This is a genomic window from Defluviicoccus vanus, from assembly GCF_014672695.1.
Classification (GTDB): domain Bacteria; phylum Pseudomonadota; class Alphaproteobacteria; order Rhodospirillales; family Defluviicoccaceae; genus Defluviicoccus; species Defluviicoccus vanus.
On the sequence record NZ_CP053923.1, the window covers coordinates 387807 to 414771 of the forward strand.

A 26965-nucleotide genomic window follows, 5' to 3' on the forward strand; every position below is an offset into this window, starting at 1 on the left:
CTCGTAGCGCTGCCGCGACGCATATCCTTCGGCAACCAGCTGTTCATAGCGCGCCGAATCATTCTTCGCGCGCAGCATCTCCGCTTCGCTGACCGTCACCTCCGCCTTCGCTTCTGCCAACGCCGAGCGCGCGGCGGCCAGCGCGCTTGCCGTTTCCTGCAGTGTTGCCTCGGTCGTCCGCTGCAGCAGCTGCAGACTGGCCTCGGCCTGGGGTGCGTTGCGCAACCGCCGACGCCAGCGTCGCCGTCGCATTGTCCAGGGCGGCCTGCTGATCACGGGGATCGAGTTGGATCAGCAGATCGCCTTCGGCCACCTGCTGGTTGTCGGTGATCAATACGGTCTCGACGGTGCCGCTGATGCGGGCACTGAGGGGCACGATGTTGCCATCGACAAACGCATCGTCCGTCGATTGAAGATTTCGCGTCAACCACCACCAAGTGCCGCCGATGCCGACGAGAGCCAGCGCCAGTAACACCACCACCACCAGGCGGCGGCGCTTCGGTGGTGTCTTCGCCGCTTCCTTGCGCGTGACAGCACCTTCGGGCGGGACGTGCGGCATATCCGCCCTGGCCAGTTTCGGGACAGCAGGCCCCTGCCGATCACTGGCGGGCAATATGGTCGCGTCCAGTCGCTCGCGTCTGCCTAGCCTGGCGTCGTCCATCGGCCGCGTCTCCGCAAAAACGTCCCTTGGAGGCCCCCGTCTCCGGGCGCAATTGCCCCATATTAGTTAACCACGCCTCGCTTGTCGCGCTCTAGATTGACGAAAATAACCCGAATAGGCTCCACCGCACCTGAGCCGCAGACCGTCCGACAAACTGAACTCTCCAGTTTACTTTTATAGAATTGGACTGCCGCTTCCATCTGGTCAACATTAGATTAGACTCACCGGTTCACTTTCTGGCGCGCCGGCACTGACGTACTGGACGTAGCCATGACCGATCGCATAACCGAAGCGGACGACAGCGACGCTCAACCCCGAGCGGCACGCGGCAGCGTCAAGACGACGCAAATTCTCGATGCGGCGCGCCAGATGTTCACCGCCAACGGTTTCGGCGCCACCTCGATGGATGCGGTGGCACGTCTGGCCGGGGTTTCGAAGGCCACCGTCTACGCGCACTTCCACAGCAAGGAGAACCTGTTCGTCGCCATCGTCCAGCATGAATGCCGACGGTTGGAGCGAGCGTTACCGGGATCGGAGGACATTGACACCCCCGTGGCCGTAACGCTGCGGCGCCTCGGTCACCGCTATCTGGCGTTTCTCATGTCGGCAGAGGTCCTGGCGATCCACCGGGTCATCGTCGCCGAGGCGGCACGCCTGCCGGCGCTCGGTCGCAGCCTGTTCCAAGCCGGGCCGGCCACGATGCGGACGCGTATCGAGGCCTATCTTGCGCGGGTGAACGCCCGCGGCCAGCTGGTTATGGAGGACCCGGCATTGGCGACGCAGCAGCTGCTTGCCCTCTTCCGTGGCGATATGCAGCTTCGCTGTCTGCTCGACCCCGAATGGCGGCCGCCGCCAGGCGATGTCCGGCGGCAGACCGACGCCGCCGTCGCCATGTTCCTGAAGATCTATGCGCCGCCCGCGCCGCCGGACAACAGCCGCTAAAAGGGTCGGGGGATGGGAGAACCGATCTCCTGCGGCAATTCAGCGCTGCTCCAGCCGCCGCCAAGAGCGCGGATCAGTTCCACGGTGGCGACGAAGCGATTCTGCTGAATCGTCAACGCCGTCTGCTGGTTCGTCAGAGAAGCCTGCTGCGCGGTCACCACGTTGGTATAAGCCACCGTTCCTGCCTTGTACTGGCTGAGCTGCAAGCGCTCAGAGTCTTGCGCGGCAGCAACCGCTCGCTGCTGCACCACCGCCTGCTGCTGCAGAATGCGCAGGGCCGCCAGTTGGTCCTCCACCTCCTGCAGGCTGGTGAGTACGGTCTGCCGATAGGTGGCGACCGTCTGATCGTAGGCAGCGCGCGATTGCTCCACCTGGGCACGGCGCGCGCCGGCGTCCAGCACCGTCTGGGCAAGGGCGATGCCCACCGACCACGCCTCGTTGGCGGCGGTAAACAGCGAACCGATGCCGGTGGCGGCAAACCCCCAGGACGCGGAAATGGTGATGTCGGGGAAGTAGGCTGCCTCGGCGACGCCGATCAGCGCGTTGGCTGAGGCCATGCGCCGTTCCGCCGCCGCCACATCCGGGCGTCGTTCCAGCAGCGCCGAGGGTAGCCCCGCCGGCAATGGCGGTGGCGGTGCGCCGAGTGGGGTCGGCGCCAGTGCGAAGGAGGCGGGCGGCTCACCCACCAGTACGGCAATGGCGTGCTCGAACTGGGCACGCTGCACGCCGACGGCGATGGCATCCGAGCGTGTGGTCTCCAGTTGCGTCTGCGCCTGGGCAACATCGCCGCGGGTCGCGATCCCCCAGTTGTACTGACTCTGGGCAATCTGCAGTGATCGCTCGTAGGCTGCAACGGATGTGTCGAGCAACTGCTTCTGTTCATCCAGCACCCGCAGCTGGAAATAGTCGCTGGCGAGATCAGCCTGCGCCGAGAGGGTCGCCGCAGCGAGGTCGGCGGCACTTGCCTGCGCACTCGCCACGTCGCTTTCCACCGTGCGCCGGATCTTGCCCCAGACATCCAGATCCCACGCGGCGCCAAGCGACGCGCGATAGGTGGTCTGATCGCCGCCGGAGCCACTGGAGGAAAAGGTGGTGGTGCTGCCGGTACTCCCGGAACTCCCGGAACTGTTAATGGTGCCGGTGCTGCTGCCGCCGGAGCTAGAACTGGAGCTGCCGCCACCGCTGCGGCGAACCGATCCATCAAGGCTGATGGTGGGAAACAGCCCCGATCGCGCTGCATCGACAATGGCCCGCGCCTGGCGGACCGCTGCCTCCGACGCCTTCAGCGACTGGTTGGAAACCACGACCTGACGCATCAAGGCGTCGAGGAGCGGATCATCGAACACTGCCCACCAGCTGCCGCGATCCACGCTGTCGCTGGGCTCGGCCAGCTTCCAGCCCGCCTGTTCCTTGAATTCCGCCGAGAGAGGAGCCGCCGGTCGTTCGTAGTCGGGACCGAGCATGCAGCCGCCGAGAACGAAGGCGATCAAACCTGGCCCCAGGCCAATTCGCCACCGCATCATCGCCACCCCCTTAGCCTTCGCCAAAGGAGGGTGCCGCGCCTGTCCTGGTGCNNGGCGAGCCAGGCGGTTTCGGCGCCGCAGCCGATCCAGACAAAGGTAAACCACCGGTGTGGTGTAGAGAGTCAGCGCCTGACTGACGAGCAAGCCGCCGACGATGGCGATGCCGAGCGGCTGGCGGAACTCCGCCCCCTCGCCCGCTTCGACTGCCAGCGGAATGGCGCCCAACAACGCCGCCATCGTCGTCATCATGATCGGCCGGAAGCGCAGCAGGCAGGCCTCGCGGATGGCCGCCGCCGGCGTGAGACCACGTTGCCGTTCAGCGTCGACGGCGAAGTCCACCATCATGATCGCGTTCTTTTTGACGATGCCGATCAGGAGGATGACGCCGACGAGGGCGATCAGGCTGAACTCGGTGCCGCAGATAAGCAGCGCGAGCAGCGCCCCTGCCCCGGCCGACGGCAGCGTCGAGAGGATCGTGAAGGGATGGATGTAGCTCTCATAGAGGATGCCAAGGACAATATAGACAGACAGCAAGGCCGCCAGGATCAGCAATGGCTGATTGGCTAGCGACTCCTGGAAGATTTTCGCCGTCCCCTGGAAGCTACCCTGAATCGTCGCCGGCATGCCGATCTCGAGCATCTTCTCCTTGATCGCGTCCACCGCATCCCCGAGCGCGCCGCCGGGCGGCAGGTTGAACGACAGCGTCGTCGCCACGAAATGGCCCTGGTGGTTGACTGCCAGGGNGGCATTGCGGGTGGAGAAGTGACTGACGGCGGAGAGGGGCACCATGGTAGAAGCGTTGGTGCTGACCGCGGCTGCGGTCGAGACCCCACTGCGGCCGGCGTTGCCCAGCTGGTTCGCCCGCTGATTGCGCGCCGCGTCGCTGCTGACGGTGCTCGTCGCTGCTGTGGAGGCGCTGTCCTCCTCCCCGGTTGTCGTCTCCGTCACCGTAACTGTCCCCGACACGGCATTGGTGGCCTGGGTACCGCGTACGGCACCGCCGGCATTGCTGATGTAAATCCCCTCCAGGGCCGCCGGTGACTGGCGGTATTCCGGCGCCACTTCCATCACCACGTGATACTGGTTGAGCGGCGTGTAGATGGTAGAAACCTGCCGTTGCCCGAAGGCGTCGTAGAGGGTGTTGTCGATCTGACCCAGCGTCAGCCCCAGCCGCGCCGCGGTCGCCCGGTCAACCTCCAGATAGGTTTCGAGCCCGCTGTCCTGCTGGTCGGAGTCCACATCCGTCAACTGCGATGAGGTGCGCAGCGCCTCCACCAGTTTCGGCGTCCAGGTCCGCACCTCCTCCAGCGTATCGCCGATCAAGGTGTATTGGAACTGACCCGCCGCCGGCCGGCCGCCGGCGCGCACATCCTGCAGCGGTTGCAGAAACAAGGACGAACCCGCAACCCGCGCCAAGTCCTTACGCAGGCGGCTGATCACCTCGTCGGAGCTGGCGGTGCGTTCGCTGAAAGGCTTGAGAGTGGAAAAGACGATGCCGGTGTTGGTCTGACTGCCGCCGGTAAAACCGACAACACTGGCCACCGCCGGGTCGGCGCCGATGATCTTTACATAGCTCGCCAGCTTCTCCTGCATTGCCTGAAACGAGACGTTCTGATCGGCGCGAATGGTCCCGAAGATCCGTCCCGTGTCCTGCTGCGGAAAGAACCCTTTGGGGATAACCGTAAACAGATAGACGTTGAGCCCGATCACCGCCACGAGCGAGAGCAGCACCAGGCGCGGATGGGCAAGCGCCCAACCGAGGGAGCGCGCATACGCCGCAGTCATTGCATCGACGGTACGTCCACAGACGCGTGCCAGTCGCCATTCCTTTGCTTCGTTCGGCCCCCGCAACAGCCGCGAGCACATCATCGGCACCACAGTCAGCGACAGCACCAGCGACACCAGGACGGCGACCGAGATGGTCACCGCAAATTCACGGAAGAGCCGGCCGACGATGCCGCCCATCATCAGGATCGGCAGGAACACGGCCACCAGCGACAGGCTCATGGAAACGACGGTGAAGCCCACCTCGCGTGCGCCGACGAGCGCCGCCTGCCGCCGCGACATGCCCGCCTCGCGGTGACGGGTGATGTTCTCGAGCACGACGACGGCATCGTCGACGACGAAGCCGGTGGAGATCGTCAAAGCCATCAGCGAAAAGGTGTTCAGGCTGTAGCCGAGCAAATACATGACACCAAAGGTGCCGATCAGCGAACCAGGCACCGCCACCGCGGGAATCAACGCCGCGCGCGGATCACGCAGGAACAGCAGCACGACGAGAATGACGAGGACGACGGCAATGACGAGGGTAGCCTCAACGGCGTTGAGCGAGGCGCGGATGCCGCTGGTGCGATCGCTGGTGACCCGCACGTCGATGTCACGCGGCATTTCCTGTTGCACTTGCGGCATCACCGCCTTCACCCGCGCCACCGTTTCAATGATGTTGGCGCCGGGCTGGCGGTAGATGAGGACGATCACCGCCGGTCGGCCGTTGGCAATTCCCTGATTGCGGGTGTCCTCGACGGACTCGACCACGTTGGCCACGTCATCAAGGTGCACCGGAGCGCCGTTCCGGTAAGCGATCACCAGCGGGCGATAGTCTTCGGCGGTGGTCGCTTGGTCGTTGGTGTAGAGCTGATAGCGGCGGTCGCCCGCCTCGATCACGCCCTTCGGCATGTTGGCATTGGCCGACGCTAGCGCCGCCCGGACATTCTCGAGACTGATCTTATAGGCAAACAGCGCATTCGGATTGACCTCGACCCGGACCGCTGGCAGCGAGCCGCCACCCAGGGTTACCTGTCCCACCCCCTCCACCTGGGACAGCTTCTGCACCATCACCGAAGCGGCCGCGTCGTAAATCTGGCCGACGGTGCGGTTCTCCGAGGTCAGCGCGTAAACAAGGATCGGCGCATCCGCCGGGTTGGCTTTGCGATAGGTCGGGTTGTTGCGTAGGCTTGCCGGCAGATCGGCGCGCGCCGCGTTGATCGCCGCCTGGATGTCGCGGGCGGCGCCGTCAATGTCGCGGTCGAGACCAAACTGGAGAATTATTCGCCCTGCGCCAAGCGTACTGGTGGAGGACATTTCGGTGACGTCGGCGATCTGGCCGAGGCGACGTTCCAGCGGCGTCGCCACGCTCGTTGCCACCGTTTCCGGGCTGGCGCCGGGCAAATTCGCTTGCACGAAGATGGTGGGAAAATCCACCTGCGGCAACGGTGCCACCGGCAGCAGGAAGAAAGCCGCTATCCCCGCCAGCAACATGCCCAGAGTCACCAGCGTTGTCGCCACCGGCCGTCGAATGCACAGCGACGACGGGTTCACGCTCGGCCTCCCGCCTCGGCGATCCGTGGGCGGCGGCGCAGCCGCGTCGCCAGCCGATCGAAGACAAGATAGATGACCGGTGTCGTAAACAGGGTGAGCACCTGGCTGACCAGGAGACCACCAAAGATGGTGATCCCGAGCGGGTGGCGCAGTTCCGAACCACTCCCCGTTCCCAGCATCAGCGGCAAGGCCGCCAGCAGCGCCGTCATCGTCGTCATCAGGATCGGCCGCAACCGCAGCAGGCATGCTTCGCGGATGGCGTCGCGCGGCGCAGCCCCCCGCTCCCGCTCGGCCTCCAGCGCGAAATCCACCATCATGATCGCGTTTTTCTTGACGATGCCGATGAGGAGGATGATGCCGATTATGGCGATGATGCCGAGTTCATTGCCGGTCAGCAGCAGCGCCAGCAAAGCGCCGATACCGGCTGAGGGCAGCGTCGAGAGGATCGTCACCGGGTGGACGAAGCTCTCATAAAGGACACCAAGAACAATGTACATGGTGACCACCGCCGCGAGGATCAGCAGCACCTGATTGGTCAGCGAGGATTGAAACGCCAGCGCCGCGCCCTGAAACCGGGTGACGATGCTGCCTGGCAGGTCGCTGGCGAGGATCGCGCCGTCGATCGCCCTCACTGCCGCCCCCAGCGACGAGCCCGGCGCCACATCGAAGGAGATGGTCAGCGCCGGAAACTGACCGAAGTGGCTGATGTGCAGCGGAACGGTCCGTTCGCTGATCGTCGCGATCGCCGACAGCGGCACCTGGCCGCTGCTCTTGGTCGATGACGGCAGGTAGAAGTTGTGCAGCGAGGCGAGGGACGCCTGGAATTCGGGTTCGGCTTCGAGGATCACCCGATACTGGTTGGACTGGGTGTAGATGGTGGAAACGATCCGCTGGCCGAAGGCGTCGTAGAGGGCGTTATCGACCGTAGCCGGGCTGATGCCGAAGCGAGCCGCGGTGCTGCGGTCGATGTTGATGAAGACGGCGAGTCCCCCTTGTGCCGCGTTGTCGGAGACGTTCTCCAACTCGGGCAGTTGGGCGAGACGGGCGGTCAGCTTCGGCGTCCATTCGGCGAGCGTGTCCGGGTTGGCGTCCTCCAGCACCAGTTGATACTGCGTCTTGCCCACGTCGGAGGTGATCGTCAGATCCTGCACCGGCTGCATGTGCAGGGTAATCCCGGAGAGCTTTGCTGTCGCTGCCTGCAGCCGACGAGCGATCTCGCTGGCCCGGGCGGTGCGTTCGGCAAACGGCTTGAGGTTGATCAAGAAGCGGCCCGTATTCGCGGTCTGGTTGGTTCCATCAACGCCGATCGACGACGACAGGCTAACCACATCTGGATCGTGCAGGATCACCGCAGCCGCCGACTGCTGCCGTTCCGCCATCGCGGCGAAGGAAACGCTCTCGGGCGCTTCCGAGACGGCGGTGATCAGACCGGTGTCCTGCACCGGGAAGAAGCCTTNTGGAACAACAACATAAAGTGCAACGGTGAGGACCAGTGTGGCGATGGCCACCATCAGTGTCAGTGGCTGCCGATCGAGCACCCAATCGAGCGCGCGGGCATAGCCGCGGATCAATACGCCGAACCAGCCAACGGTCGCCTGGTCATGAACCTTTTCGCCAGTGGAGCGAAGCAGGCGGGCACAAAGCATCGGCACCAAGGTCAGCGAGACGACCGCGGAAATGAGGATGGTAACGGCGAGCGTCACGGCGAATTCACGAAACAGCCGGCCGACCACATCTTCCATGAACAAGAGCGGGATCAACACCGCGATCAGCGAAACAGTCAGCGAGATGATGGTGAAACCGATCTGCTGGGAGCCCTTCAGTGCCGCGGCAAGCGGCGTCTCGCCCTGTTCCAGGTACCGAATGATGTTTTCAATGACGACGATGGCGTCGTCGACAACGAAACCGACCGCCACCGTCAGCGCCATCAGGGACAGGTTGTTGAGGCTGTAGCCAGCCAGATACATCACGGCAAAGGTACCGACGATCGAGAGCGGCACCGACAGGCTGGGAATGATCGTCGCGCGGATGTTGCGCAGGAAGACGAAGATAATGAAGACAACGAGGCCCACCGCCAGCGCCAGTTCGATCTGCACATCGTTGACCGAGGCGCGGATGGTGGTGGTGCGGTCGCTCAGCACGGCAATGTCGACCGATGGCGGCAGACTGCTGCGCAACTGCGGCAGCAACTCCTTTACCGTGTCGGCGACGCGGATGACGTTGGCGCCCGGCTGGCGCTGAATGCTGATGATCACCGCCGGGACCTCGTTCATCCAAGCGGCCAGCTTGACGTTCTCGGCCCCTTCCACCACCGACGCCACATCGGCGAGGCGGACCGGAGCGTTGTTGCGATACGCAATCACCAAATCCAGGAATTGGTCGGGGTCGAGCAACTGGTCGTTGGCGTTGATGGTGAACGCGCGCGCCGGCCCGTCGAAGCTGCCCTTGGGAATGTTGACGTTGGCGTTGGCGATCGTCGTCCGCAGGTCGTCGATATTGAGTCCATAGGCGGCGAGCTTCTGCGGATCAAAGCGGATGCGCACCGCCGGGCGTTGGCCGCCACTGATGCGGACAAGGCCTACCCCTGGCAGTTGTGACAGCTTTTGCGCCAGCCGGGTGTCGATCAGATCGTAGACCTCGGTAAGCGGCAGCGTTTTCGAACTCGCGGCCAGTGTCAGCACCGGGGTGTCGGCCGGGTTGACTTTGGCGTAGACCGGGGGTGCGGGAAGATCCGACGGCAACAGGTTGCTCGCAGCGTTAATAGCCGCCTGCANCTGTTGTTCGGCAACGTCGAGGGCGAGATCAAGACTGAACTGCAGCGTGATGACCGAGGCGCCGGCACCGCTGGTGGACGTCATCTGCTCGAGGCCAGGCATCTGCCCGAACTGGCGCTCCAGCGGGGCGGTGATCGACGACGTCATCACATCGGGGCTTGCCCCCGGATAGAAGGTGCTGACCTCGATCGTCGGATAGTCCACCTCAGGCAGCGCCGAGAGCGGCAGAAAGCGGTAACCGACGAGACCGACCAGGACGATCGCCAGCATGATCAACGACGTAGCGACCGGCCGGAGGATGAAGATCCGCGACGGGTTCACGGACGCGCCTGCTGTACCGTCGTCCGCCGCTGCCTCGCNTCGCCGTCTCGCTCACGGGACTCGACCGGCGGAAGCCGGCTGCCGTTGCCCGGGATCGGATGAGTTGGATGACACTGGCGGAACCGCCGGCGCCTGCTCGGCCGCCGCTGACGGTACCGTCACCTTGCTCCCTTCGCGCAGCCGGTCGACGCCATCGCTTACGATCCGTTCGCCGACCGTCAGGCCACTGCGGATCTGGGTACGATCGCCGCCCGCCGTGCCGATGGTGACCGGCCTTACCGCAACGGTGTGGTCAGCATTGATAACATAGACGTAGGCGCCCGATGCGCCCCGCTGCACCGCCGCCGATGGGACCACGGTAACCCCGGTCAGCGTATCGACCAGCAGACGAACGTTGACGAACTGGTTCGGATAGAGCCTCTCATCCGCGTTGGCGAAGCTTGCCTTGAGCTTGATGGTGCCGGTGGTTGCATCGATCTGGTTGTCGATCGTTGCCAGCGTACCATCAGCGATCCGGGTGACACCGCTGCGATCGTACGCGGTGACAGGCAGCGAGGGTGAGCGTTGCAAACGGGAGAGCACCAGCTGCAGCTTGTCCTCGGGGATGGTGAAGATGACGGTGATCGGCTGTAACTGGGTGATGACAACGATACCGCTGGTGTCGCTGGCGCGGATGTAGTTGCCCTCGTCCTTCAGCCGCAGGCCGACGCGTCCATCCACTGGCGAAAGGATGCGGCAGTAATCGAGGTTAAGCCGCGCTTCGTCAACCAGTGCCTGGTCCAGCTTCACCTGCGCGCTATACTGGCGAACGAGCGACTCCTGGGTATCAAGCTGTTGGCGGGCGATCGAATCTTCGGCAACCAGGTTGCGATAGCGGTTAAGATCCACTTCGGCGTTACGCAGCAACGCCTGATCCTTGGCCAACTGTGCCTCGGCCTGTTCGAGGGCAATCCGGTAAGGGCGCGGGTCCACTTCGGCGAGGAAGTCACCCTTGCGCACGTCCTGACCTTCACGGAAACCGATGCGAGTCAGTGCACCGTCGATGCGGGTCTGCACCGTGACGGTGGCAAGCGGTGTCACCGTCCCCAGCGCATCGATGGTGACCGGCACATCGGCTACCGCCACGACGGCGTCGGCAACCGGCACCGGCCTCTCCGTGCGCGCACTCGTCGGCCTTGCGTGCCTCGTCAGCGCGGCGCACGAGCAGGAGGCCGACGCCGACGGCAAGCAGCAGCGCCAGTACGACCCAGAGCCAACCGCGACGGCGGTGCGGGCGTGGCTGATCAGGCGCGACGACCTCGGTTTCAGGCGTGGTATGAGCGTCCATGCCGGCTTACACCCTTCGCCTGGCGGATCCCGTGCGGTTATCAATTAGGGAGACGATGGGATCGCGTGTGGATTGGTAAAGGACGGGCGTGCTCCCGCTGAACGTCATGCCTTGCCACAACCGGGGGAATGGGCGCGCGCGCTGCCGCCTCCGCCGCAGACAACACGAGATATAGTCTGCGCTCCGATCCGGCGCAAATTACGTCACACCACGCAGGATTACGATCTCGCAGCCGTGATCACGGCCGGCCGCCGTCCCATACGACCGTAAGTACGGGCGCTCGCAAACCGCATCGACAACCCGACCCGCCGACTGCTGACACCGAAGTGACTCGATCTGTCGATGATCATTTTTTGTCCGAGCCGGAGGATTACGACAGCGGCGAGCGTCTGGCAGCAGTCACCTGGATTCAGAGCATGCTCCAGGACCAGGGCAAGCGCACGCTGCTGTACGAGCTGGCGCAATGGGCCAGCCAGATAACGCCGGACACCCCCAAAGCCACCAGCTCAACAACGTCCGCGCCAACATCGTCCGTATGTGGCCAACGGCCGCCGCGCTGCTGCTTTTGCCGCTGCGCCGTTGCGTCATCTCCTGGTCTTCGATCGTCGACGGCGCGACGTTCGGGGTGGAGCGATGCTGGGCGGGGGCTACCAGTGACGCTGTCTAGCCGCGTTCACCCACCGGCGCCATCGAGCCCTGGGCGATCGAAACCAGCCGCTCCTCGCCCTTCTCGTCGGCGACGAACACGTCGGCACGACAGACGATCAGTGTCCGTCCCGGTTTGAGGACACTGCCGCGGGCAATCAAAACCGCGCCTTGCGCCGGTGCCAGAAAGTTGACCTTGTATTCGGCGCCGACCACGTTCACGCCAACGGCGACCAGGGTCGCTGCGGCCGCCCCCATCACCGCTTCGGCGAGGCCGCCGACAACGCCGCCATGAAAGAAGCCGTTCTGTTGGCCAAGGTCCGGCCGATAGCGCAACCGATACTCCGCCTGTCCCGGCGCGCAGCCGGCAAACTGCACTCCGAGCATCGCCAGATAGCCCTGCGCCGCAGCGTAGCGGGCGAGGAACGCGGCAAATTCGGGATTTCGTGGTTTGAAGCCGGTGCCGGCAGTCGTCATCCGTCCATCCCCGCTGCTTGCAATCGCCTGCACTATATCGCGCGTCGATTCGCGCCCGCAAGGCAACGCCGGACCAATCTTCCGTCTTCGGCCAACCGGTTCGTGATTTGGCGCCATCGCCGGATTATCGCTACACCCTGATCAGTCGTGTTCCACCACCCGGGACGACAATTTTCCGACGCCCGCAAGCGTATGGTCAACCGGCAGCGGAAAGGGGAGTGCCATGGAGATCGAGGCTATCGCACCTTGGGCGGTGCTCGCCGTAACCTGCGGCATCACCTGGATGGCAACGCCACGGCGGGTGACGTCACCGCAGTTCTTCGATGGCCGCGCCGCAGACGGCGCCCACCCGGGAATCTGGCTGGTGGCGATCAGTGCTGCGATCACCTGGATCTTTGCCAAGTCAATCGCCAATGCCTCCGATCTCGCCTACACCTTCGGCCTCGCTGGTGGCGTGGGCTACACTCTCTATTACATCAGCTTCGTTGTCGCTGGCATCGCCATCTACCTCCTGCGAACGCGCGGGCGCTATCGATCACTGGCACACTTCCTGATCGAAAAATATGGCATGCTCTGTTCGCGGCTATTTCTGTTGACGATCGCTTTTCGGTTGTTCAACGAAGTCTGGTCGAATACCAAGGTGATGGCGCTTTACTTCGGTACCGAGGGCAGCCCCGCCTACTGGATCGCCACCGTCGCCGTGACCGCATTCACCCTCAGCTATGCCTGGACTGGCGGCATGCGCGCCAGCCTGCTCACCGATCGTATTCAGACGATCCTCGCCTTCGTCCTGCTGGGGATCGTTCTGGCAGTGCTGTTTCCGGGGCTGTCGGCGAAAGGGCTGCCGCAGATGCCGATCGATGTGCATCAGGCGGGACTGACCTTTTGCCTGCTCGCCCTGGTCCAGGTGCTGTCGTATCCCTTCCATGACCCGGTGCTGACCGACCGGGCGTTCCTCACTCCACCACGGCAGATGCTCAAGAGTTTCCTCCTGGCGGCGCTGATCTCNGGNGGGTTCATCTTTCTTTTCAGCCTGATCGGCCTCTACGCGCGGGCATCCGGATTGCCGGGCAGTCCTTCGGTCAGCGTGCCGGCGGCGTTCGGCCTGATGATGATGCTCGTCTTTACCGGCATTATGCTGCTGTCGGGCTGCTCGACCATCGATTCCACCTTCACCAGCGTCGCCAAGCTGGTGGCGCGCGACTGGCGCAACGATCCGCGTGAACCGGCGAGGCGCCACCTTACTGCTGGCCGCATCGCTGTCCTTGCCGTCGCCGTCATCGGCAACCTGCCGCTGTTGACGGTCTATCTCGGCGACAAGGTGGGGCCGGCAGTCATTGCCGCGACGACGATCAGCGGCACCATGGTCATGGGGCTGGCGCCAATCTTCCTCTTGTCCTGGATCAAGCCGGCCGGCCGGCTCAGCTTCCATCTGGCGTTCTGGCCGGGGCTTGCCTTCGGGGTGCTGCGGACGCTGGAGGTGTTCCTCAAGGTGCACATCTTCCCCGCCGACATGGCGCTCGGCGTTGGTAAATACGCCATCGATCTGGGCGTCAACGTCTGGGGTCTGCTGATCTGTACCACCGGCTATCTGCTGGGCGCGATGCTTGCGGCGCGGCGACAGCGCCCTGTGACAGCTGCCGCTGGCCATGTGCCGGTGCGGATCAGCGGCGGCGCCGGTTAGCCATCGCCCGGCGCGGCGAGACTCTGTGCCAGTCGCAGCAGGTATTGCGTTCCGGCGATCGCCCGGCTGCCATACCAGGAGGTCATTTCACCGTCAATCGCCACCGCCTTCGCCGCGTGCGCCGGAAACGCGGCGCGGAACGCATCCATATGCTTGTCGCCAAATGGAAATGGCTCGCTTGCAAACAGGACCAGTTCGACGCTGGCCAGTAGCGGCTCATTCAGCTCGATGGTCGGATAACGCTGGTCGGTGTCCGCCGGTTCGGTGCGCCAGTTCACTCGTGCCAGCGCGTCGGCAATATAGGTGGTGGGGCCGATGCTCATCCATGGCTTGCGCCAGATCAAATAAAGCACACGCCGGTGGGGCAGCTTCGCCGCCGCCGCCGTTGTCTCGGCCAGGGCGTGCACCAGCCGCTCTGCCAGTGCCGCCGCCGCCGCGGTGCGATCGAAGATCCCGCCGAGGAGTTGATACAGGCGCAGGTTGTCGTCGACACGAACCGGATGGGTGACGACGACGGTGTAACCTGCCGCAGTGAGTTGTTCGAATACCGGCCGCGGCGTCTCATCGATGTTGACGATCACGTGGCTTGGCCTGAGTGCCGCCAAGGCGGCGAGGTCGACGGTCTTGGTGCCGCCCACGCTGGCGAGCGCCGCCATTTCCGCCGCGGGATGGCGGCAAAAGTCGGTTCGCGCCACCAACTGTTCGCCCAGCTGCAGATCAAACAGCAGTTCGGTAATGCTGGGAACGAGGGAGACGACCCGGACCAATCCAGCGGCAATAGGATGGCACTGGCCGGCATCATCACTGAAATGCTGGGTATGCCCAATCATTAATCACAAGCACTTTTCTGCAGCATCCAAACAAAGTCACTCCATTAATGCGCGAATAACAATATGATTTGTGATCGTAGTCACAGAGCGCCGGCGGCATTTCGCGCATGATCACCCCCGGATGGAGTTTTCATCCGGAGTTCTCCCTTCCCTCAAGAGCACACACTGGGGCCGGATTTTCCGCCCCCTCTTTTTCCCGGCCGCGTCCACCTTGCCTCCTCCAACCCTTGGCGAGGCTATAAGCCGCCGCACCTTGCCCCCGCCGCGGAGAGCAGCACCGGATCCGCAATCGACCGGCGATGGCTGCCGAAATTTCGAAACCGGGCAAGGCAGACGCAAAAGGGAGAGACGCCACATGGCCGTCGAACGGACTCTGTCGATCATCAAGCCCGACGCCACCGCACGCAACATCACGGGCAAGGTCAACGCGCTGTTTGAAGAGGGCGGGCTGCGCATCGTCGCCCAGAAGCGCCTTCACCTGACCAAAGCCATGGCGCAGCAATTTTACGCGGTGCATGCCGAGCGCTCCTTCTACGACGAACTGTGCGAATACATGTGCTCGGCCCCGGTGGTCGTACAGGTGCTGGAAGGCGAAAGCGCAGTAACCCGTAACCGCGAAATCATGGGCGCAACCAACCCGGCGAACGCTGCCGAGGGGACAGTGCGCAAGGCCTTCGGCCTGAACGTGCAGGAAAATTCGGTGCACGGCTCCGATTCGCCGGAAAATGCCGCGATCGAAATCAGCTTTTTCTTCAGCGGCATCGAAATCGCCGGTTGATCCACGCCACTGGCGTGGCCGGGTACGGCGGCACGGAAGCATAATCCGACGATCCTCGTTCGGAGCGGCCGCCGGCCGCTGTCCGCGCATCCATCCGCGCATTCAGAGACCAGCGTTCTGCCGTTGGGCGACGCTTACCGGCGGATTGATCAGGCAGCTTGCCAGGACATCGCCGCCCGGAACATCGCCGCCACGGACGATGACGCGCGCGCCCTCCACCCGTAGCCGGCCATCGGCGAAAAGGCGCACGGCCAGCGGATAGATTTGGTGTTCAGCCGCCAGCACGCGTGCGGCCAGCCGATCCTCGTCGTCATCAGCCTGCACCGGCACCGCCGCCTGGACAATGATCGGACCGTCATCCATCGCCGGGCGGACGAAATGCACCGTGCAGCCGGCAAAGCGAACACCGGCAGCAAGCACCTGGCGGTGGGTGTGCAGGCCGCGAAACGCCGGCAGCAGCGACGGATGGATGTTGATCAGGCGATCCCACCACCGCTGCACGAAGCCGTCGGTCAGCAGTCGCATGAAGCCGGCAAGACAGACCAGTTCCACGCCCCTTGCCGCAAGGGCCGCGGTCAGCGCGTCCTCGAAGGCCGCCCGGCTAGCGAAGTCGCGGTGATCGACGGTGTGGGTTGCGATCCCGGCTGCCCTCGCCCGCTGCAGACCGTAGGCGTCGGACTCGTTGCTGATGACGACGGCGATCTCCGCTGGAAAGTCGGCCGCCGCCACGGCATCGATCAGCGCCTGCAGATTGCTTCCCCGTCCGGAGATGAGCACCCCCAGCCTCAATCGCCNCCATGCGTCACCGAGTCCCTTGATCTGCACCCGCGCCGCGGCATTGGTCGCCGGCACGATCTCGCCTACCACCGAAACCGCTTCGCCCGCATCCAGTAGCGCCTGGCGGACCGCCTCGGCGCGATCGGCGGCAGCGATCACGATCATGCCAATGCCGCAATTGAACGTCCGCGCCATCTCCAGCCAAGGCACCGATGCCTGCCGCTGCATCCAGCGGAACACCGGCGGCAGCGGCCAAGCGGCAGCATCGAGCAGGCAGGCGAGCCCTTCGGGAAGGACGCGGGGAATATTGTCGAGCAGGCCGCCACCGGTGATGTGCGCCAGCCCGCGCACGCCACCCGCCCGCACCGCAGCGAGACAACTGCGAACATAGATGCGGGTAGGGATCAACAGCGCCTCACCCAGCGAACGCTCGCTGGCGAAAGGCGCTGGCTCCGCCAAGGCACAGCCCGACCGCTCGACGATTCGTCGCACCAGGCTGAAGCCGTTGGCATGGATCCCGGAAGAAGCCAGGCCCAGGACCACATCCCCGACCGCCGTCCCACGGCCGTCGATGGCAGCGCCGCGCTCGACGGCGCCCACTGCAAACCCCGCGAGGTCGAAATCGTCGTCGCGATAGACCCNCGGCATCTCCGCCGTCTCGCCGCCGATCAGGCCGCAGCCGGCTTCGCGGCAACCATCCGCAATGCCGGCGATGACCGCCCGGCCGGTCGCCACCGACAGCCGCCCGGTAGCGTAGTAGTCGAGGAAGAACAAGGGTTCAGCGCCTTGAACGACGAGGTCGTTGACGCACATGGCCACCAGGTCGATCCCGATCGTGGCATAGCTGCCGCAGGCAGCCGCCAGCTTGACCTTGGTACCAGCACCATCGGTGGTGGCCACCAGCACCGGATCTTGAAAACCGGCGGCGCGCAGATCGAACAGCGCACCGAAGCCGCCGAGGCCGGATGCGACGCCCGAACGGTTGGTGGCGCGGGCAAGCGGCTTGATCGCCTCGACCAGCGCCGCTCCGGCGTCGATATCGACGCCCGCCTCTTTATAGGTGAGTGGGCTAATGCGTCGCCTCGCGCCGGCATGATAGAGTTCAGACGAAGGATGCTCACAATAGCGCCCCCGATGTGCGAGGCAATCCCCGTTATGACAATGATACGTCTTTGGCTCGCAGCACTGCTGCTGTTGGTCGCCGCCGCCTGGACCGCTCCGGCCAGAGCCCAGGCCGCGGCCGACAACCCGTACGAGGTAACCGGTGTGCACGTCGACGTAACGGCGGAGAATGCCGCTGCCGCCCGCGGCCTGGCGCTCGCCGATGGTGCACGTCAGGCGCTCATGCAGTTGGTGGAGCGCTATGTCGCCGAGGACAAGCGCGGCCGCTTTGCCAAGATGTCGCAGCAACAGATCGAGGACATGGTCAACGACTTCTCGATCCGCGACGAGAAGACGTCGGGCGTCCGCTACATCGCCACCCTCGATTACAGGTTCAAGGCGAGCCGTGTCAGCCGCCTCCTCGCCGCCGCCGGGGCAACACCACCCGCTGCCACATCGCAAGCTGCAGGCTCAACCACCGACGTGCCGCCTCCCCCGCGGCCAATCGTGGTTATCCCGATTCTCGAAGCCGGGCCCGGGCAGGCGCCGGGTGGCGGCGCCGATCCCTGGCGCGACGCCTGGCAAGCCCTCGCCGAACGTTCCGATGGCCGCTACGTCCTTGCCTCCGGTGACACGGCGGCGATCGCCAGCGATCAGGAGCGGCTTAATGCCCTGGTGCGGCGAACCGGCGGCGACAGCGCCCTCGTCGCCGTCGCCAGCGTCGGCGACGCGCCGGAGGGCGGAACGCAGGGCATCAATGTTCGCTTCCACCGCCAGAGCAGCTACCGTCAGGCGACGGGCGGGCAGACCTATCTCCCCAGCGATGGCGAAACGCCGCAGGCCTTCTTCCGTCGCGTCGCCGTGGCAACGCAAGCCGAGGCAAGCACCGCATGGCGGCAAGCGGAAGCCAGTCCTTCGACGCAACGGGCGCGGCTGCAGTTGGCAGTCGTCGTGAGCAGCCTTAGCGACTGGCTCCAGTTGCAGAAGCAGATACGCCAGGTGGATGGCGTGCGCGGGATCGACACGGTACTGATGTCGCGGCGGGAAATGCTGGTGAATCTGTCCTTTTCCGGCAGCGTTGAGGATCTGACGCAGCGGCTGGAGGACGCCGACCTGACGCTTGCCGATAACGGAGGTCGCCGCGTTCTGCGGCGCGACACAACGCCGATTGAGCCAACCGAAAGCGAGAAACCATGAGCACCGAACGACGCGTTGTCCTCTGGCTAAGCGTCTTTGCCATCGTCGCCGTACTCGTCTACCTGCTTCGCGGTGCCCTCCTCCCCTTCATCGCCGGCATGGCCGTGGCCTACCTGCTCGATCCCGTGGCGGATCGCATGGAGCGATGGGGTGTTCCCCGCTGGCTTGCGTCGTTGCTCATTGTCGGCACCTTCATCATTGCCTTCGTTGCCGTGCTCGTCGTCCTCATGCCGACGATCATCGACCAGCTTACGCGCTTCGTCGCCAACGTTCCCGATCTGGTACGCACGCTGACGTCCGAGGGACAAGGCTTGCTGCGACGGCTGCGCGGCAACCTCACGGCGTCGCAGGCGAAAGAGGTCAATGACGCGCTGTCCGGATACGCCGGGCAACTGGCCAACTGGTTGGCGAGCTTGGCCGGACAGGTGGTAAGCGGCGGTGCCGCCCTGTTCAGCGTCGTCAGCCTGGTTCTCATCATGCCGGTGGTGGCGTTCTATCTGCTGCGCGATTGGGATCTGATCGTCGCTCAGATCGATGCGCTCTTGCCGCAACGGGGTGGCGATGCCATCCGCACCGTCATCCGCGAGATCGACGATCGCCTGTCGGGCTTCGTTCGCGGTCAGGCGCTGGTCTGCATGCTGCTGGGCGCCTGGTATGCCATCGGCTTGACCGTGATTGGCCTGAACTATGGCTTGGCGGTGGGGCTTGGCGCCGGCATGCTGTCGATCATCCCCTTTGTCGGCAACATCGTCGGTCTTGGCGCCAGTCTCGCCATCGCCCTCACCCAGTTCGACGGCTGGACCGAGGCGGCCCTCGCCGCCGGCGTCTTCCTCTCGGGCAACCTCCTCGAAGGCAACTTCATCTCCCCGAAGATCGTCGGTGACCGGGTGGGGCTGCATCCGGTTTGGTTGTTGTTCGCGGTGATCGCCGGCGGCACCGTGCTCGGCATCACCGGCGCGCTGCTTGCGGTGCCGGCGGCCGCGGCGATCGGCGTCATCGTCCGCTTCCTGATCCAGGAGTATCGGGAGAGTCCGCTTTATGTGGATACGGGGGACGCGCCGGAGGATCCCGCCGTCGCCGTCACCGTGGTCAATGCAGCAGCGGTGACCGTGGTAACCACACCCGTCGACGAGGCTGCGAACGGCAAGGAGGCGAGCGGCGGCGGCAGCCATNNGGCTGATCGGCAGATGATCTTCGATTGGCCGCGACTGCGGTCGGATCGCTGGCATCCCGACGACTTCCTGATCAGCGACGCCAACCAGGACGCGGTGCGCTGGCTGGAACGCTGGCCGCAGTGGCCAGCACCGGCGCTGATCGCTTATGGACCCGCCGGCTGCGGCAAGACGCACATGGTAAGCTGGTTTCGCGCCCGAACTGCCGCGGTGCAACTCTCGCCGGGCGCGCTCGCCGCCATCGATCCCCACGCCATGGCCGCGCGCGATACGCTTTGCGTCATCGAGGACGCCGATCGTCTGGACGGCCTGCCGATGCAGCGGGCGCTGCTGCATCTCTACAATTGCTTGGCTGCCGCCGAGGGCCGGCTGCTGCTGACGGCGCGGCAGCCTCCCAAGGCATGGCCGCTACAACTGGCCGACCTGCGATCGCGCCTGCAAGCGGCGCCGACCGCTGCCATTCTCGCCCCCGACGATGCCCTGCTCGGGGCACTGCTGATCAAGCTGTTCCGCGATCATCAGCTGGCGATCGACGACGACGTGGTAACCTATCTGTTGCCCCGCATCGAGCGATCCTTTGCCACCCTGCCGCCGCTGGTCGATCAATTGGACCGGGCCAGCCTCACCGCCGGTCGGCGGCTTACCGTTCCCTTCGTCCGCCAAGTCCTCGGCCTCGAAACCGTCCAGGGGCAACAGGATTAAGCGGCAGAATCAGGCGTCCTGCGGCGGCTGCCCCGAAGCGGCACCACTGCTGGCAATGGTACTGGTACTCACCGAGGGCTTCTTCGCCGCCGGCAGGTCGAGGCGGATGTGCAACTCCTTCAACCGTTTCGGCTCCACTTCCGCCGGCGCGCCCATCAGCAGGTCCTGCGCCTGCTGATTCATCGGAAAGGCAATCACCTCGCGGATGTTACGCTCGTCGGCGAGCAACATGACGATCCGGTCGATGCCTGGCGCCGAGCCTCCGTGCGGCGGGGCGCCGAACTGGAAGGCATGGAACAAACCACCGAAGCGCCGCTCCACCTCGTCGGCGCCGTAGCCGGCAATCTCGAACGCCTTGACCATGACGTCCGGCCGGTGATTGCGAATCGCCCCGCTCGACAGTTCGACGCCGTTGCAGATGATGTCGTACTGGAACGCCTTGATCTCCAGCGGATCGCAGCTGGTGAGCGCCTCCAATCCGCCTTGCGGCATGGAGAAAGGATTGTGACTGAACTCGATCTGGCCCGTGTCCTCGTTGCGCTCGAACATCGGGAAATCGACGATCCAGCAGAAGCGGAAGGCGCCCTCCTCGCGCAGGCCTAGCTCGTCGCAGAGCCGTTCGCGGACGACGCCGGCGAATTTCTCCGCCTGTGCCTGCGCCAGGCAGACGAAAAACACCGCATCGCCATCCTTGACACCGAGGCGCTCCTTAATCGCCGCCACCCGTTCGGCTTCGAGGTTCTTGCCGATCGGCCCCTTTACTTCGCCCTCGGCGAAGACGATGTAGCCAAGACCGCCGGCGCCCTGCTCGCGTGCCCATTCGTTGAGCTTGTCGAAGAAAGCCCGCGGCTTCGCCGCCGCACCCGTCGCCGGTATTGCGCGCACCACCTTGCCCTGGGCGACACCGCGAGCGAAGAGCCCGAAGCTGGAGTCGCGGAACGCATCGCTGACATCGGCGATGACCAGCGGGTTGCGCAGGTCGGGCTTGTCGGTCCCGTACTTGAGCATGCTGTCGTCAAAGGCAATGCGCGGGAACGGCGGCGGCGTAACGGCGCGATCGCCGCCAAACTCGTCAAATACCCCGGCCAGCACCGGCTCGATGGTGTTGAAGACGTCATCCTGGGTAACGAAGGCCATCTCGAAATCGAGCTGGTAGAATTCGCCCGGAGAACGATCGGCGCGCGCATCCTCGTCGCGGAAGCAGGGCGCGATCTGGAAGTAGCGGTCGAAGCCCGATGCCATCAACAGCTGCTTGAACTGCTGCGGCGCCTGCGGCAGGGCGTAGAACTTGCCCGGGTGATTACGGCTCGGCACCAGGTAGTCGCGCGCGCCTTCGGGCGAGCTGGCGGTCAGAATCGGTGTCTGGAACTCAACGAACCCGGCATCAACCATCCGCTGACGGATCGACGAGATCACTTGGCTGCGAAAAACGATGTTCTGGTGCGGCTTCTCGCGGCGCAGGTCGAGGAAGCGATAGCGAAGACGCACCTCTTCGCCCAGTTCCTGATCGACCGCAACCGGCATCGGCAGCGTCTCCGCCGGTGACTCCAGATGGAAGTCGGCGATTCTGATCTCGATCGTCCCGGTCGCCAGATTCGTGTTGATCGTCTCCGGCGACCGCCGCACCACCCGGCCGGTGATGGTGACGACACTTTCCGGACGCACCGCGGTGGTGGCGTCGAACAGCGGCGTTTCGGCCTCGATCACGCACTGGGTGATGCCGTAATGGTCGCGGAGGTCAATGAAAAGCAGATTGCCGTGATCCCGCTTGCGATGCACCCAGCCCGACAGACGAACGGTCTGACCTTCATCCTCGGCGCGCAGTTGGCCACAGGTATGGGTGCGGTAGGGATGCATGGGAGGGTTCCTTCGGCGAATCGATCGTCTCGTTTAACGCGGTGGTGTACCGCAACATCGTGGGTGGACCGCCTGGGTCGACCCGCTGGCAGCCGCGCAGCGACGCCGCCGGATCCATCCTACCATCCCGGTTCTCGGTTTGTTTACTGCGAGTGCGGGCGGTGAAGCGGCGTTGGTGGGGGAAAAGCACACGGATGGCCAGCGGTTGTCAAGATAGGGTATGAAGAAGCTTCACCTCGTCCCCAGCGGTCGCTTCGGCGCGCCGCCTTGTTCCGGGACGTTTGCATTAACCCCCATTTGCAGGTTAAGCCGCTCTTATGACCCTGATCAGTGACACCCCAGAGCTGATACGCTTTTGCGGGGAGCTGGCCGGGTGCGAGTTCATCGCCGTCGACACCGAGTTCATGCGCGAGCGCACCTACTGGCCGAAGCTCTGTTTGGTGCAGGTGGCCGGTCCGGATGCCTCGGCCGCCGTCGATCCGCTCGCCAAAGGCATCGACCTCAGTCCCCTGTTTACCCTCCTGTCGGCGCCGGAAACGGTGAAGGTCTTTCACGCCGCACGCCAGGACCTGGAGATCTTCTACCATCTCATGGGGCAACTGCCGGCGCCGGTATTCGATACCCAGGTCGCCGCAATGGTCTGCGGCTTCGGAGACCAAGTGGCCTACGAGACGCTGGCCGCCAGACTGGCCCGGGTGAAACTCGACAAGGGATCGCGTTTCACCGACTGGGCGCTGCGGCCACTGAGCACGCGCCAGATCGACTATGCCTTGAGCGACGTCATTCATTTGCGGCCGATCTACCGCAAACTGCTGCAGAAGCTGCAGGCAACCGGCCGCGCCGACTGGCTCGGCGAGGAGATGGCGGCGCTGACCAGTCCGGCCGCCTACGCCGTCGATCCGTTGTTCGCCTTCCGCCGGTTGCGCAGCCGCAGTACCAACGGCCACGTACTGGCGGTACTGCGGGAGGTGGCCGCGTGGCGGGAGCGCGAGGCGCAGGCGCGCGACATCCCCCGCACCTGGCTGCTGCGCGACGAGGCGCTGCTCGAAATCGCCCACCATATGCCGCAGAAGGTGGACGATTTGGCACGGACCCGCAATCTGAACCGCAAGATGGCGGAAAGTCAGCAGGGGACGGACATTCTGACAGCGGTGGCGCGCGGGATGGCAGTCCCGGACAGCGAGTGCCCGCCCGTTGACGAGCGACGTGACCTGCCGCGTGGCCTCGCCCCGGTTGCCGACCTGCTCAAGGTGTTGCTGAAGATGAAGTGCGACGAATCCGGCGTGGCGCAGCGGCTGGTGGCGTCCTCGGACGAGATCGAACTCATCGCCGCCGACGGTGACAGCGCCAACGTGCCGGCCCTGCATGGCTGGCGCCGCCAGCTGTTCGGCAATGATGCGCTGCAATTGCGCACCGGCCGTCTGGCTTTGGCGGTCAGGGGACGCAAGCTGGCGCTGGTGCCGCTGAGCGGCGCACCGGAAGCCGGCGAGAACGCGGCCGAGGACAGCGCTGAACCAGCCAACTTCGCCGAGGACTAGAACCGCGTCACCGCGCCAGGGTTGCCTTGAGGCCGAGGGCGCGGGCTAGGCGGCCGAACCGGCGCTCCACGGCCTCGCTCAAATAGCCGCCGTCGGGCGGAACCCGCAGGATGATCGCGTCCTTTTCCAGCTTCAGCCTTGTCGCCGTCAGCAGACTGGCGGCGCCGCCGGACAGGGTATAGGCAAGACGCAGAGCCAGGCCCGTGGTGCGGGCACGCGCCAGTCGGCGCTCGTCGAGGAGGGTCCGCACCTGAGTGAGTATCCGATCGTCTTCATTGCCGCCGTAGCGGATGAGGATCGAGAGGGCCAATTCGGCACGATCCGAATGGAACAGGCCCGGATAGGGCACCCTGAGAACGCGGTAAAAGGCGTGCTGCGCCCGATAGTCCGGATGTTCGTTCCAGCCGATGTCGCAGAGAAGACTGGCGGCGTAACGCAACCGGCGTTCCGCCTCGGTTTCATGCGGGAAGAGCGGCGTCATCCAATCGAGGATCTCCTGCCCGTGCAGGGCAAAGCGGCCGGAGCGCTCGACACGGCTTTCGCAGGCACTGATCAGCGCATCCTGCGCGCGCAACGCCGACGGCAACATTTCCAGCATCTGCCCCTCGCGCATGCCATAGGCGGAGAAGATCACCTCCTTCGGCTTCGCCGCCTGCAGCAGCGCCGCCAGCGTCGCCGCGGCGTAGGGCAGTGAGGCGAGACGCGGCGCGTCGATGCCGGTCAGGCGATCGAGGGTGCTGGAACTCAGCGACGAAACCAGATCGGCGATGCGCAACGCATCGAAGAAGCCGATGGCGAAATTGTCGACCACATGCAGCGGATGATGGATCTGATCGATGAAGATACGAGCCAACGCCCGCCAGGAACCGCCGACGGCGTAGATCGAACGGCCGCCGATGCTGCCGAGCCAGGGAACGCTAGCCAGTTCCTGCTGCAGGATTTTGCGGAGTTTCACCCGGTCGCCACCCGCGGCCTCGGCCAGGCGCAGGTGTCCCAGCGGCAGCGTGGCGAAAGACGTCACATTGCCCAGATCGAGGCCGACCAGATCGAGACTACCGCCGCCCAGGTCGCCCAGAACGCCATCGGCGCCAGGGACGCCATTGAGCAGGCCGACCGCCGCCAGCCGCGCCTCTTCGGCACCGCTCAGCACATGCACCGGCAGGCCGACCAATTGTTCCAGTTCTCGGGTAAAGGCATGGCCGTTGCTCGCGTCGCGGACCGCCGCCGTCGCCACCAGTTCCAGCCGCTCGACGCCCATTGCCTCCGCCAGGCGGACGAAACGGCGCATGGAGGCGAGCGCCAGTTGCATGCCCTTGGCATTGAGCTGGCCGGTCCGGCCGATTCCGGCGCCAAGTGCGCACTGCGCCTTTTCATTGAAGATGGGCATCGGCAATCGCGTCGGGACGTCATAGACCACGAGGCGAACCGTGTTCGAGCCGATGTCGACGACGCCGACGCGGCCGGGCGAAGTGTGCAGTTCGTGGGTCGAAGAAATATCCGCTGCCGCCCCAACGCTCAGGGCGTCGGTCGATTGCTGTTCCGAGAGTTTGCTCATCGCCGGTGCCCGCCGTCCATTTTGTTCGCGCATCAAGGACCGACTGCACCGGTAGAACTTGCACCGATGGCCTTCGGCATCGCGAGCGCGCTTCGTTCATCACTTCGCCACGCCCAACGGTAGCCGTTGGCAGACGCTATCGCAAACGTCTACCATAATCGCCCACGCACAGGGATGGCGAAACATGTTCAGAACGGCAGAGTTGGGACGAACGGTTGCGAAAGAAGCCTTCCACGAGGCAGTCACCGTCTTGCGTGCCGGGCTGCTCGAATTGCAACAGGAGCTGAAGTCTGCCCCCTTCCCTGTGATCGTCGTCTTCGGTGGCGTCGACAAAGGAGGCAAGATCGAAACGATCAACCTCTTGAACGAATGGATGGATCCACGCTGGCTGGTGACCCGCGCCTACGGTACGCCGTCGGACGAGATGATCGAACGCCCGGAGTACTGGCGCTACTGGCGCGATCTGCCGCCAAAGGGCCGGATCGGCCTGTTCATCCGCTGCTGGTACTCGCAGCCGCTGATCGACCGGGTGTTCGAGCGGACCAGCGAAGCCGAGTTCGACGAGGCACTGGATCGCATCGTCGCCTTCGAAAAGTGCCTCGCCGATGACGGTGCCCTGATCCTGAAATTCTGGATGCATCTCGGTAAAAAGCAGCAAAAGGAACGGCTGACGGCGCTCGAGCACAACCAGCTTACCCGTTGGCGGGTCAGCCAGACCGACTGGGATCACTGGCACATGTACGAAAGCTTCGTCGGTGCCGCCGAGCGGGTGATCATGCGCACCTCCAGCGCCCAGGCACTCTGGCACATCGTCGAGGGCTACGATAAGCGCTACCGCAGTCTCACTGTCGGTCAGACCATTCTCGATGGCATTCGCCGCCATTTGGAAGACATGGAACTGCGCAACAAGGTTACCGCAGAGGTGAAAGCGCGGAAATCGCAGTCGGCCGACACCTTCGACAAGGACGCGACCAGCGATCCCTCGCACGAAACCGACCGCTTGGCGCAAGTGATCGAACTGCCACGGGTCACCATCCTCAGCCGCCTCGATATGAGCCGGACGATCGAAAAGAAGGCCTACGCCAAGCGTCTGGAGGAATTGCAGGGCACCTTGAACCAGAGCTGCCGCAAGGCGAAGGAACTCGGCGTTTCCACCATCTGCGTTTTCGAAGGTTGGGACGCGGCCGGCAAGGGCGGCGCCATCCGCCGCATTACCGCAGCCCTCGATGCCCGCGACTACCAAGTGATTCCGGTCGCCGCACCCACCGATGAAGAACGGGCGCATCATTATCTCTGGCGATTCTGGCGGCATCTGTCGCGGGCGGGCCGGATCACGATCTACGATCGCAGCTGGTACGGCCGGGTCCTGGTGGAGCGGGTCGAAGGCTTCGCCGCCGAACCGGAATGGCGGCGGGCCTACGCCGAGATCAGCGATTTCGAAGACCAGCTCGTGCGTCACGGCATCGTGCTGTGCAAGTTTTGGGTGCACATCAGCGCCGACGAGCAGCTCGAACGCTTCAAGGAACGCCAGGGCATCGCCTACAAGCGCTGGAAGCTGACGGAAGAGGACTGGCGCAACCGCGACCGCTGGGACGCCTACGAACTGGCGGTAAACGACATGGTGGAGCGGACAAGCACGTCCCTCGCACCGTGGACGCTGGTTGAAGGCAACGATAAGCGCTACGCTCGCCTGAAGATTTTGGACACGCTGTGCGANGCGGTTGAACGCCGGCATCGAGCACGCTGTGGCTGCCGCCGCCAAAGCGCAAAAGCTGCATAAGGTCGG

17 protein-coding genes and 1 pseudogene are annotated in these 26965 nt (G+C 64.6%); 8 read left to right on the forward strand and 10 right to left on the reverse strand.

Annotated features, from left to right (window positions below):
- Nucleotides 1-58: 58 nt before the first annotated feature.
- Nucleotides 59-334 carry a biotin/lipoyl-binding protein gene (locus tag HQ394_RS20970; RefSeq protein WP_223292005.1) on the reverse strand — a complete coding sequence of 92 codons (276 nt, stop codon included), beginning with the start codon at nt 332-334 and terminating at the stop codon, nt 59-61.
- Here HQ394_RS20970 and HQ394_RS19395 point away from each other — a divergent pair.
- Nucleotides 218-472 (forward strand): hypothetical protein, encoded by a 255-nt coding sequence (locus HQ394_RS19395; RefSeq protein WP_223292148.1) that lies wholly within the window; start codon nt 218-220, stop codon nt 470-472. The genes HQ394_RS20970 and HQ394_RS19395 overlap by 117 nt on opposite strands.
- 459 nt (nt 473-931) lie before the next feature.
- The gene (locus tag HQ394_RS01775; RefSeq protein ID WP_190261768.1) at nt 932-1603 is read left to right on the forward strand and encodes a TetR/AcrR family transcriptional regulator; all 672 of its coding nucleotides are present in this window, start codon (nt 932-934) and stop codon (nt 1601-1603) included.
- Here the strand turns inward: HQ394_RS01775 and HQ394_RS01785 are convergent.
- From HQ394_RS01785 to HQ394_RS01795, 3 genes are all read right to left on the reverse strand, one after another.
- Nucleotides 1600-6384 carry an efflux RND transporter permease subunit gene (locus HQ394_RS01785; protein ID WP_456151519.1) on the reverse strand — a complete coding sequence of 1595 codons (4785 nt, stop codon included), beginning with the start codon at nt 6382-6384 and terminating at the stop codon, nt 1600-1602. The two genes, HQ394_RS01775 and HQ394_RS01785, sit on opposite strands and share 4 nt — an antisense overlap.
- A gap of 56 nt (nt 6385-6440) precedes the next feature.
- A complete protein-coding gene (locus tag HQ394_RS01790) occupies nt 6441-9488 on the reverse strand; it encodes a multidrug efflux RND transporter permease subunit (protein ID WP_456151520.1) in 3048 nt (1015 codons plus the stop codon).
- Between the two features lie 102 nt (nt 9489-9590).
- Nucleotides 9591-10910, reverse strand: coding sequence for an MdtA/MuxA family multidrug efflux RND transporter periplasmic adaptor subunit (locus HQ394_RS01795; RefSeq protein ID WP_190261770.1), 1320 nt, complete (start codon nt 10908-10910; stop codon nt 9591-9593).
- A 419-nt stretch (nt 10911-11329) separates the two neighbouring features.
- On the opposite strand from HQ394_RS01795, the gene HQ394_RS01800 reads away from it, so the two are divergent.
- Nucleotides 11330-11533 (forward strand): hypothetical protein, encoded by a 204-nt coding sequence (locus HQ394_RS01800; protein ID WP_190261771.1) that lies wholly within the window; start codon nt 11330-11332, stop codon nt 11531-11533.
- Here HQ394_RS01800 and HQ394_RS01805 read toward each other — a convergent pair.
- On the reverse strand, nt 11530-11988 hold the full coding sequence (locus tag HQ394_RS01805; protein WP_190261772.1) for a hotdog fold thioesterase: 459 nt from the start codon (nt 11986-11988) through the stop codon (nt 11530-11532). The genes HQ394_RS01800 and HQ394_RS01805 overlap by 4 nt on opposite strands.
- A 1680-nt stretch (nt 11989-13668) precedes the next feature.
- Nucleotides 13669-14502 (reverse strand): helical backbone metal receptor, encoded by an 834-nt coding sequence (locus HQ394_RS01815; protein ID WP_190261774.1) that lies wholly within the window; start codon nt 14500-14502, stop codon nt 13669-13671.
- A gap of 355 nt (nt 14503-14857) precedes the next feature.
- On the opposite strand from HQ394_RS01815, the gene ndk reads away from it, so the two are divergent.
- Nucleotides 14858-15280 (forward strand): nucleoside-diphosphate kinase, encoded by a 423-nt coding sequence (gene ndk, locus HQ394_RS01820; protein ID WP_190261775.1) that lies wholly within the window; start codon nt 14858-14860, stop codon nt 15278-15280.
- 102 nt (nt 15281-15382) lie between these two features.
- Here ndk and purN read toward each other — a convergent pair whose 3' ends face one another.
- Both purN and purM read right to left on the reverse strand, forming a co-directional pair.
- Nucleotides 15383-16069 carry a phosphoribosylglycinamide formyltransferase gene (gene purN / locus HQ394_RS21425; protein ID WP_223292006.1) on the reverse strand — a complete coding sequence of 229 codons (687 nt, stop codon included), beginning with the start codon at nt 16067-16069 and terminating at the stop codon, nt 15383-15385.
- Between the two features lie 51 nt (nt 16070-16120).
- Nucleotides 16121-17329 (reverse strand): annotated as a pseudogene (gene purM / locus HQ394_RS21430) (phosphoribosylformylglycinamidine cyclo-ligase); the annotation flags it as partial.
- On the opposite strand from purM, the gene HQ394_RS01830 reads away from it, so the two are divergent.
- Together HQ394_RS01830 and HQ394_RS01835 are read left to right on the forward strand one after the other, a co-directional pair.
- A complete protein-coding gene (locus HQ394_RS01830; protein ID WP_190261777.1) occupies nt 17324-18355 on the forward strand; it encodes a hypothetical protein in 1032 nt (343 codons plus the stop codon). The pseudogene purM and the gene HQ394_RS01830 sit on opposite strands and share 6 nt — an antisense overlap.
- Nucleotides 18352-20229 (forward strand): AI-2E family transporter, encoded by a 1878-nt coding sequence (locus HQ394_RS01835; protein ID WP_190261778.1) that lies wholly within the window; start codon nt 18352-18354, stop codon nt 20227-20229. Before HQ394_RS01830 ends, HQ394_RS01835 begins: the two co-directional genes overlap by 4 nt.
- Nucleotides 20230-20238: 9 nt before the next feature.
- Here HQ394_RS01835 and aspS read toward each other — a convergent pair whose 3' ends face one another.
- Nucleotides 20239-22086, reverse strand: a complete 1848-nt coding sequence (aspS, locus tag HQ394_RS01840) for an aspartate--tRNA ligase (RefSeq protein WP_190261779.1) — start codon at nt 22084-22086, stop codon at nt 20239-20241.
- Between the two features lie 317 nt (nt 22087-22403).
- On the opposite strand from aspS, the gene rnd reads away from it, so the two are divergent.
- Entirely contained in the window at nt 22404-23624 is a 1221-nt protein-coding gene (rnd, locus tag HQ394_RS01845; RefSeq protein WP_190261780.1) for a ribonuclease D, read from the forward strand.
- Nucleotides 23625-23631: 7 nt separating this feature from the next.
- On the opposite strand, the gene HQ394_RS01850 is transcribed toward rnd, so the two are convergent.
- A complete protein-coding gene (locus tag HQ394_RS01850) occupies nt 23632-25179 on the reverse strand; it encodes a Ppx/GppA phosphatase family protein (protein ID WP_190261781.1) in 1548 nt (515 codons plus the stop codon).
- Nucleotides 25180-25363: 184 nt separating this feature from the next.
- Here HQ394_RS01850 and pap point away from each other — a divergent pair, with 184 nt between their 5' ends.
- Entirely contained in the window at nt 25364-26959 is a 1596-nt protein-coding gene (pap, locus tag HQ394_RS01855; RefSeq protein WP_190261782.1) for a polyphosphate:AMP phosphotransferase, read from the forward strand.
- Nucleotides 26960-26965: the final 6 nt, after the last annotated feature.

Excerpts from the sequence above, each read along its gene's own strand:
- aspS (WP_190261779.1), bottom strand. The coding sequence starts at position 22,086 with ATGCATCCCTACCGCACCCATACCTGTGGCCAACTGCGCGCCGAGGAT.
- ndk (WP_190261775.1), top strand. The coding sequence starts at position 14,858 with ATGGCCGTCGAACGGACTCTGTCGATCATCAAGCCCGACGCCACCGCA.
- HQ394_RS01805 (WP_190261772.1), bottom strand. The coding sequence starts at position 11,988 with ATGACGACTGCCGGCACCGGCTTCAAACCACGAAATCCCGAATTTGCC.
- HQ394_RS01815 (WP_190261774.1), bottom strand. The coding sequence starts at position 14,502 with ATGATTGGGCATACCCAGCATTTCAGTGATGATGCCGGCCAGTGCCAT.
- HQ394_RS01850 (WP_190261781.1), bottom strand. The coding sequence starts at position 25,179 with ATGAGCAAACTCTCGGAACAGCAATCGACCGACGCCCTGAGCGTTGGG.
- rnd (WP_190261780.1), top strand. The coding sequence starts at position 22,404 with ATGACCCTGATCAGTGACACCCCAGAGCTGATACGCTTTTGCGGGGAG.
- HQ394_RS01775 (WP_190261768.1), top strand. The coding sequence starts at position 932 with ATGACCGATCGCATAACCGAAGCGGACGACAGCGACGCTCAACCCCGA.
- HQ394_RS01800 (WP_190261771.1), top strand. The coding sequence starts at position 11,330 with ATGGGCCAGCCAGATAACGCCGGACACCCCCAAAGCCACCAGCTCAAC.